The 8677-nt window shown below is 42.0% G+C and carries 8 protein-coding genes; 4 read left to right on the plus strand and 4 right to left on the minus strand.

What is annotated here, in order from left to right; all coding sequences use genetic code 11:
• Positions 1 to 351 (plus strand): hypothetical protein (locus tag CDZ78_RS21710; protein ID WP_167374176.1); only part of this gene is annotated, 351 nt, incomplete at its 5' end.
• A gap of 142 nt (positions 352 to 493) precedes the next feature.
• On the opposite strand, the gene CDZ78_RS04640 is transcribed toward CDZ78_RS21710, so the two are convergent.
• Both CDZ78_RS04640 and CDZ78_RS04645 read right to left on the minus strand, forming a co-directional pair.
• Positions 494 to 1942, minus strand: coding sequence for a COG1361 family protein (locus tag CDZ78_RS04640; RefSeq protein ID WP_167374177.1), 1449 nt, complete (start codon positions 1940 to 1942; stop codon positions 494 to 496).
• Positions 1943 to 2342: 400 nt separating this feature from the next.
• Positions 2343 to 4700: a thioredoxin domain-containing protein gene (locus CDZ78_RS04645; protein WP_087868931.1), complete on the minus strand. Its 2358-nt coding sequence runs from the start codon at positions 4698 to 4700 to the stop codon at positions 2343 to 2345.
• A gap of 223 nt (positions 4701 to 4923) precedes the next feature.
• Here CDZ78_RS04645 and CDZ78_RS04650 point away from each other — a divergent pair, with 223 nt between their 5' ends.
• The 3 genes from CDZ78_RS04650 (at position 4924) to CDZ78_RS04660 (ending at position 7796) form a co-directional block, all read left to right on the plus strand.
• Entirely contained in the window at positions 4924 to 5940 is a 1017-nt protein-coding gene (locus tag CDZ78_RS04650) for a hypothetical protein (protein WP_087868932.1), read from the plus strand.
• Positions 5941 to 5946: 6 nt separating this feature from the next.
• Positions 5947 to 6795: a hypothetical protein gene (locus CDZ78_RS04655; RefSeq protein ID WP_087868933.1), complete on the plus strand. Its 849-nt coding sequence runs from the start codon at positions 5947 to 5949 to the stop codon at positions 6793 to 6795.
• Positions 6796 to 7412: 617 nt separating this feature from the next.
• The gene (locus CDZ78_RS04660) at positions 7413 to 7796 is read left to right on the plus strand and encodes a hypothetical protein (protein ID WP_140413883.1); all 384 of its coding nucleotides are present in this window, start codon (positions 7413 to 7415) and stop codon (positions 7794 to 7796) included.
• A gap of 109 nt (positions 7797 to 7905) precedes the next feature.
• Here CDZ78_RS04660 and CDZ78_RS04665 read toward each other — a convergent pair whose 3' ends face one another.
• Together CDZ78_RS04665 and CDZ78_RS24010 are read right to left on the minus strand one after the other, a co-directional pair.
• Positions 7906 to 8103, minus strand: coding sequence for a hypothetical protein (locus CDZ78_RS04665; RefSeq protein WP_087868935.1), 198 nt, complete (start codon positions 8101 to 8103; stop codon positions 7906 to 7908).
• Positions 8104 to 8411: 308 nt separating this feature from the next.
• Positions 8412 to 8651: an ISAzo13-like element transposase-related protein gene (locus CDZ78_RS24010; RefSeq protein ID WP_307190456.1), complete on the minus strand. Its 240-nt coding sequence runs from the start codon at positions 8649 to 8651 to the stop codon at positions 8412 to 8414.
• Positions 8652 to 8677: the final 26 nt, after the last annotated feature.

Consider the following 8677-nt stretch of genomic DNA (forward strand, 5'->3'; position numbering starts at 1 on the left):
ACAAAAGCATGGTCTTCTGATAATAACTCACTCAAGAACCAGATGCGGCTGACAGCAATGAGCTACAACTTATTACGCACGGTCGAAGAGCTTTCTAAAATACAAGATCCAGAGTTGATTCACCCTTCTGATAAAAAGTACACCGAAGATCTTGAGAAAAGGCAGCAAGCAGCTAAAAAAAGGGGAGGATTTGTGAATCCATTATTTTTTAATGAAAGAATCGCACGTATAAGCTCATATACTATTCGGGCTGTTCAAAACGCAATAATGACAGGAAAGTCGCTGAGTAGCTTTATCAATGCGCTTGTTGCTAAATTAGTTCCGAGGGTGAATCAGATAGGGGAACACTGATGATGTTTATAGCAAACCCCTACTTAATTCCCCTTAGGCAATAGCATTTGAAACGAATGAAAAGACTATTTTTTTCATATAGTTGTAGCATAGTTTCAATTTTACCATAAATAATTATTGGGAAACTTCAGCTCAAGAATAATTAATATCGGGAAGTTGTTTCGTGCTTATTCCTTAGTTTTAGCACTGGTTCGCTGTGTACGATCACATCAATAACATCAGTTACCTTATGTGGTGCGGTCTCAGTACTCACGATACTGACCGTATTCAAGAGTATCGTGCCGTTGGCCAATGGACTATTTACAGTCACTGTGACAGTCACCGAGCCACTTGCTCCAGCCGATAATGCCGCCAGATTCCAGGTGACTTTTCCGCCCGACTCGCTGCCACTACTGGAAGCGGATTTGAAAGTAACACCCGGGGGCAGATTGTCTTCAATGATGATACCCGTACCCTGGCCGCTACCTATATTTCTATAATTAATGGTGTAGATCAGTTCATCACCGGGATTAACAGGTTTTTTTGAAGCTGTTTTAGTTATTTCAAATGCTGGTTCGGCCAGAACTGTTATATCTTCTTGAGCAATGATGGGGTGAGTCTCATCGCTGTCCAGGGTGGCTGCATTCTCAAGGATATGCCCATTGACTACTGTGCTGTCTACAATAACAGCCAGGATCAGGTCTCCCGAATGATTCGGCGGTAGATCAGCAAGATTCCAGCTTACAATATTGCCGCTCAGAGAGCCGCCGTTGGAGGCTGAATCAAAAGTAACGCCGATGGGCAACATATCTTGCAAGACCAGGTTGCTTGCTTCGGCTGTACCCGTATTTTCATAATGCAGATTATAAAGCAGATGATCACCAGGGCTTACCGGGTCTTGCGATGCTGTTTTGGTCAGCGTTAACACCGGCTCGCTATGCACGTTTACGTCCAGACTAAATGGTGACGGATCAGTTTCCGTACTGTCGATGGTGCCGGTATTAGTGAGTACGCCGTTGGCTGGCGGCCTGTCTACATCCACGGTCAGAGTAACAGAGCCCTGCGCGCCCGCAATGACCGTACCCAGGTTCCAGGTGATGTTATTGCCGGATACAGAGGGGTTACCTGTGGCCGATGCAAAGCTGGCATCGCCTGGCAAGGTGTCTTGCAGTATGACATTGCTTGCATTGCCCTTACCCGCGTTATCATAATGCAGCGTATAAGTCAGTGGGTCACCCACATCCACCATGCCGACCGAGGAAGTTTTGATCACCTGCAGCGCGGGCCTGACATTGGTTGAATCGGTTACTGTGGTCTCACATGTGACGGCACCGGTAGATGTCACACTTGCCGTGGTTTTCAATTCGGTATTCGGGGCTAAGGGGCTGTCGACTTTGACTCTTACCTGTCTCGACCCATGCCTGCCACCTGGCAAGGTTCTCAGGTCCCAGGATTTAGTTGTTCCTGAAGCCGACCCGACATGCTGTGGTAGTGTCAAATGAAGCTTAGCCTTGGGACAGGCATTGCCCGTGATATTCTTATAGGCAACCGTGTAAATCAGTTCTTCACCCGCCACTGCAGGATCAGGAGTGGCGCTGATGGTCACTTCCATGGCGCGGGCATGTGCTACGGACATCCATGCCGATAATAGCAACAGAGTGAAAATTTGAATGAATATTGCAACAGCAGGGTGCTGTTTATATACGGAATGGGGCTTCATAACGCTATATTTGATGAGGTGAATTTTTGAAAGCTAAATATAACACAATTTTTAATATAAAAATATTTTGTAACAAAGGGTTAACAAGGGGTCGGAGTTGTTGATGATCCTGTAAGTTGGCTAAGGTTTGGTTTTATTTTCAAAACCAACAACCCTGCCCCTAATGCCGCTACCAGTGACGCATTAAGTTGTTGAATTATAATGTTTAAGGCTTATTGTGCAAAACAGCCTTATTAATCAACACCATGAGTTATTCAAGCTTTAAGGCTCTGCATGATAAAGGCAAAAAGAGTCATCTAATCAACCTGAGGACCTGAAGTTTTAATATTTCCGGCGCCAGACAATGTTTATCATTACAGGCTTGTAACTGCACTTGAATATCAATAACTGGCTTATCCTTAAGCGACCCCGAGAGTGCCGCTTGTACAGTCGACTGGTTCTCATATAAGGCCAGTTTTTGTTGACCAAAACCTAGTTTTTTAAGGATTGCGGGTGGATAAATAATTCGACTTAACTCATTATTAGACAAGCTTATTTTAGTGGGGATAAGATAATCTTGGAGGGGCTTATGCGCATTAATATGCCAGCCTGGTTTTATCTTTATAGTCACGTACAATTGATCATCTGCCGTGCGTTTACCTCGTATAGTCACAGCACCTTTAGCCGCATATTGAACACTACCAAGCTGCCCATTATTCAAAAGAGCAGCGGCGGAGAGTAACCGGGTATAACTAGTTGGCTGTTTTTTGATATTTGCAGAAAAGGCAGAAAGAGCGGCAGCTGCTTTGTTAGAGTACTCTAAATTTTCTGTACGTATAGATAATTGCGCTAAGACATTCACTGCAACGGCATTTGCAGATGGCAAGGCGTTATCTTTAATATCTTTAGGACGCACCATCATGTATTGGGTTTCAGCCACACTATTCATAAAAAAACCGTCATCCGCGTTATCCCAAAACTGCTTTATCATGATATTAGCCAGTTGCTTAGCTTTGTCTAGCCACTGCTGATCGCCAGTTTGATCATAAAGTTTAATTAAAGCACTGGCAAAATATGCATAGTCCTGCTGGTTCCCACTAACCGAAGAGCTACCTTGCCAATGAATACGCCAAAGTTCACCTGACTCTTGTCTATTAGTTTGCCATAACCAGTTGGCTGTTTCTTCTGCTGCATAGAGATAATCAGGTTGTTGCAGTACTTCCGCTGCAAGTACCAGGCTTTCAATCATCATGGCATTCCATGCCGTGACTATCTTATCATCACGCAATGGTGCTATACGTTTTCGCCGTTTTTGTTTTAAGCCATGTCTGATTTGCTCAATTTCAAGCAGTAATAAAGGTAATGCAATCCCATGCTGTTTTGCATAGTTTCCCAGGCTAACGGGCAAATGTAAAATATTATGCCCTTCAAAATTACCTTGTGTCGTTACCGCGTATAAATCGATCGCTCGCTGAGCAAGTTTTGGTGCTAACGCATTTTTTATCTGCGCTGGAGTCCAGACAAAAAACTCGCCCTCTACTCCGTTACTATCTGCATCTGTTGCCGAATAAAATCCGCCTGTTGCAGAACGCATATCCTGCAAAACATAATCAATTGTTTGCTGAGCAATGCGTGCATACTCTGCTTTAGCTGTTAACTGGTAAGCTAATAAATAGGCTACTGATAATTGCGCCTGGTTGTATAACATTTTCTCAAAGTGCGGCACCTGCCACTGCCTATCGGTCGCATAACGATGAAAACCTCCACCCACCTGATCATAAATACCTCCTTGCGCCATAGCCGCTAAACTTGTTTCCACTACTGCCAAGGCTTGTTTATTATCAAAGCGTCGATAAGCATCAAGCAAATACATTAGCAAAGGCTCATTGGGGAATTTCATTTTCTGCCCAAAACCACCATACTTTCGGTCCTGCACAGTCACTAAATGCTTGGCGGTTTGCTGCAATAAATCCAGATCCAGACTTTGGCTATGCTGCTGACTATGTTGACTCTTGGCAACAGCACTTGCGACTTCATCCGCACGTTTTATAACTAATGCTTGCTGCTGTTGCCAGACTTCATTAACGCGCAACAGTAATTTTTTAAATGGCTGCGGAGGAAAATAACTATCCGCTAAAAAGGTTTTTCCCTCAGGAGTTAGAAAGCTAGACATAGGCCAGCCTCCTCTTCCAGTTAAAAAAGTAACTGCCTGCATATAAACAGCATCAATATCGGGCCGGCGCTCTCTATCAACTTTAATTGCAATAAAGTATTGATTTATCAGGGCAGCAATTGCCGGGTTATCAAAGCTCTCTTCCTCCATCACATGACACCAGTGACAAGTAGAATACCCAATAGATAGAAAAACAGGTTTATTCTCACGCCTGGCTTTAGCAAACGCCGCTTCTCCCCATGGGTGCCAGTGCACTGGATTATGCGCATGCTGTATTAAATATGGTGAATCTTGAAGAATCAGTTGATTAACATAGGCCGGCTGGCCGTTTTTCAGAAAATTAGCTGTGCGGGGATGGTAGCTTTCACCTTTGGCAATCACAGCGGCCTGTAACTGCTGTGCCATTTCAGGCGGGTAGTATTGTATTTCTGCTGCATGACAAGTGTTATAAATCATACTAGCGATAATCAATATCGTCTTAAACCCAGATGGAAACATAGGAGGTACCTCGGTTACTTAATCTATTTGTAAGCCTTGCATTTATTTAACTTAGCAAGAGCTATATACGTTATAATTATCGGTTAATTTGAGTTTACAATCATTTACATTGTAATACTTCGCGCGAAGTATATACCGACACGACACTTTACCCTTTAACCGGCCCTTTTACTTATTTAATCAAGTAAAACTTTAGATATATAAATATCCGGAGAATTCATTTATGCGTTTTTTAATTTCCTACCCACAAACTAATTGGGATTATGCGAAATTTCGCTTAAACCGCATCATCAAAGGTAAAGACAAATCTAATGATGTGTTTACCGGTTCGCCCGGTGGAAAAATCCAGTTACTGGAACAGCTTGAACCTATGGGAAAGTATCGCTTATTAGATGAAATCTATCCAACCAAACCATTTGGTATGGAATATGTAGCTGGCGAAGGCTTGTATTTTCTTACCGGCCTTCCTTGTTGTGTTGATGGCGCACCTGGAGATGAGCATATTCTCAGACTAAATGATCAAGGTGAAATTGATCTGGTAATCAAGCATCCTTTATTTTCGCAATTACGCTCTTTGCGACGCACAAAAAATGGCTTACTCATCACGTCCAGTGGCATCGATGCCATATTAGAGGTTGATTTACAGGGTGAAATCATCTGGTCCTGGTTTGGTACCGAGCAAGGCTATTCAACCAAGTATGGTGGCGCCGAACGCACTATTGATCGTGACTTTGATCATCGTACCTTATGTTATCCGGGCAGATTACAGACTACCCACCTGAATTCAGCCATTGTTGACCCTTACGATGCAAGCAAAATTCTTACTATCCTGTTTTATCAGGGTAAAGTGGCTCGTATTGATCGAGCAACACTGGAGTTAGATATTGTTATAGAGGACTTGAACGGTGCTCATCATATACGCCCACACTCCAAAGGATATATGCTATCAAACTCGCGTAAAGGTGAAACACGCATCTTTGATCGTAACTTTAAACCACTGAATACCATTGCCGGCACTAGCCCATTGTTTCCAGTCAAATGGGTACAAGACACAATAGAACTCCCCTCCGGCTCACATCTAATAGCAGATTGTAATTCATTTAATTTACGCGAGCGCGACCAAAATGATCGTGAAAGAAAATTTAATACCAAAATGCCAAACCGTATTTTCCAGATAGAACCCGTGAGTGATGATTATTCTTTTAATGAATTAGCCCACAGTCACTTTACAAAAAACTAGTTTTCAATGCGTAATTTTTTTCTTTTTTGCATAGGCCTATTTGTGCTGCCAGCACAGGCAGAAGGCCTAACACCCTCTTTAGCCCAATGGCAAAGAACTGCACAAAACCCATTAAGCCCTAATTTCAGCCTCCCAATTGAATATAAATTTCATGGTGGTGCACCAGATGGTGATGTGCACATAGGAAGTTTTGGAGCTATTATGCCGATCAGGTTTGATGGCTGGAACATTATTAACGAGCTTACTTTAAATATCATGGGCACACCTGGTGATATAACTGGGATAAGGGGGCTACCACAGCCTTATACTGGTGATGGTCATGGAGGTAGTGATGGCTATGCAGCAGGCTTGGCCGATACATACTTTACCAGTTATTTTTCACCACGAATTAACGATGAATTTTCCTTGGGCTTAGGAGCTACATTTGTTTTCCCTACTGATGAACCATCCCGTGAACTAGGTAGTGGCAAGTTCAGCATAGGGCCAGCTGTTATGCTAGTTTATCAGACACCAAAATACTGGACACTGGGTTTACAAGCACAACAAATCTGGTCAGTTATTGGTAGTGCAGAACGGGATCATGTTAGTCAGATGATCGTTAAACCTACTATCAATTATAATCTACCTGATGGCTGGTATCTGCAATCAAATATGGAGGTTATTGCTAATTGGGAATCTCCGTCCGATCAACGCTGGACTGTTCCAGTCGGCGTGGGTATCGGAAAAATATTTGCCGTAGGTAAGAATGCTATAGATACTCGTATAGAGGGACATTATAACGCGGTGACGCCGGATCTAGGGCCTACCTGGTCCATTAATGCATCATTCACGTTTATTTTTGACGAACTTGATTAAAGAGCGAGAATTCAATAATACCCGAGTCTGACTTGTCTTTTGGCTCCACAGCCGCCCTAGAAAAACAGTTGCGTAGCCTGCTATGCGCCTATTTCCCTAAGTATCTCGACAAAATTGATTTGACCTTTTTAGAAAATACCTTGGTAATGTTAATAGGCATGTAGAGCGGACTTTAGTCCGCTCTACATTGATGCCTTATTTTAGTTAAGTTAATTTACCTTGGGTACTTATCCAATGACTCTCAAATTTTTTAAAGCATTAACGTCCCACTCCAGACACAAATGGTTTATACGTTTTTTCCTGTTCTTTATTATCCTGATTTTCAGTGTGCTACTCATCACTGATCCCATTTTGCAAAAATCCAGCTATCACCTTCTTGCGGATACTAGACCCTGGCTTTTTATCCCCAATTTTGCTGATGTAATTAGCAACCTGCCCTTTGCACTCATTGGCTTAGCCGGACTGTTTCATTGTTTAAGAATCAATAAAGAAATTTCACTATCCTGGCGAGTTTTTTTATCGGTCTGATTCTAGTCGCAGCAGGTTCTAGCTATTATCACTGGAAGCCAAATAATCAAACTCTGGTCTGGGACCGACTACCGATGACGCTTTGTTTTATGAGTTTATTTATGGCTTTAATTGTCGATAATATTTCCGCCCAGCTGGAAGAGTATTTGTTACCAGCCAGCCTGTTATTAGGTGCTTCCAGCGTTATCTACTGGCATTACACTGGAGATTTACGTTTTTACGCCTTTATTCAATTGGGTACTTTAGCAGCCATCCCACTTATTCTATTTCTTTATAAAAGCCCATACACACTTAGCCATTACCTTCTTTATGGTTTAGTATTTTACGCTCTTGCCAAAATTTTAGAATTAAACGATAAGCCCATCTTTGAACTTAGTTCTGGAGCAATTAGCGGGCATACAGCTAAGCACTTGTTTGCTGCTATTGCGACTTATTGTGTGTATCTGATGTTAAAAAAACGTAGACTTTATTAATTGTAGGACGTGGCTTTAGAGACTATTTATACTCAGGCACCTAGAAACACACATCCATCCTTGCTGGTCTTTTTGTCCACACTTGGACATTTATTTATTTCCAGGTGCCTCAATCCGATAGGATCAATTCATTCTCATCAGTATGTTCAAACATATTCTCATAAATATCAACCATAGTTGTTTGTGCATAGGATAACTTACCATTACCTATAACAATGCTTTGATTAAATGCTGTAGTTCGAGCATTTCCCTGCATAAAGGGCGACTGAATAATTGTCCAGTTCTGGTCATCGATATTTGCTTCCACCTCAATTACCCCCCCAATGGCATTCGCTTAAGCCATTACCCCCTTCGGTTAAGAGCCCGCACGAATGCAATCGCATGAGAAATCACTTTACCCATTTCAACTCTACATCTGAAGTTTCCCAATAATTATTTATGGTAAAATTGAAACTATGCTACAACTATATGAAAAAAATAGTCTTTTCATTCGTTTCAAATGCTATTGCCTAAGGGGAATTAAGTAGGGGTTTGCTATAAACATGGCAAAACCACCTAAAATAAACCTCGATACACCAGCATTGTGTATTTCAGCTACTCAATAATTGGGAAACTTCAGTATAGTAAATATCGAACGATATTACGACTGACAGAATAACCCTTTTTTAATAATTCACTGACGATTTCACGCGGCTTTAGATAAGTCCACCTAATAGATGAATTCATTGGATTGCCTGCTGTATGCTGTTGAAGAATATCTAAAAAGTCTTGATCTATTCCACTGTATTCAGGGGTAGAGGTCTTTTTTTTCGACCGCCTCCAGGTTGTCTGATTCCTGTTATATCCAGTTCTAATTCGGTGAGTTCTTTTTTTCCTTGGCG

Origin of the sequence: Bathymodiolus platifrons methanotrophic gill symbiont (assembly GCF_002189065.1) — a bacterium.
In the GTDB taxonomy this organism is placed as follows: Bacteria; Pseudomonadota; Gammaproteobacteria; order Methylococcales; family Methylomonadaceae; genus Methyloprofundus.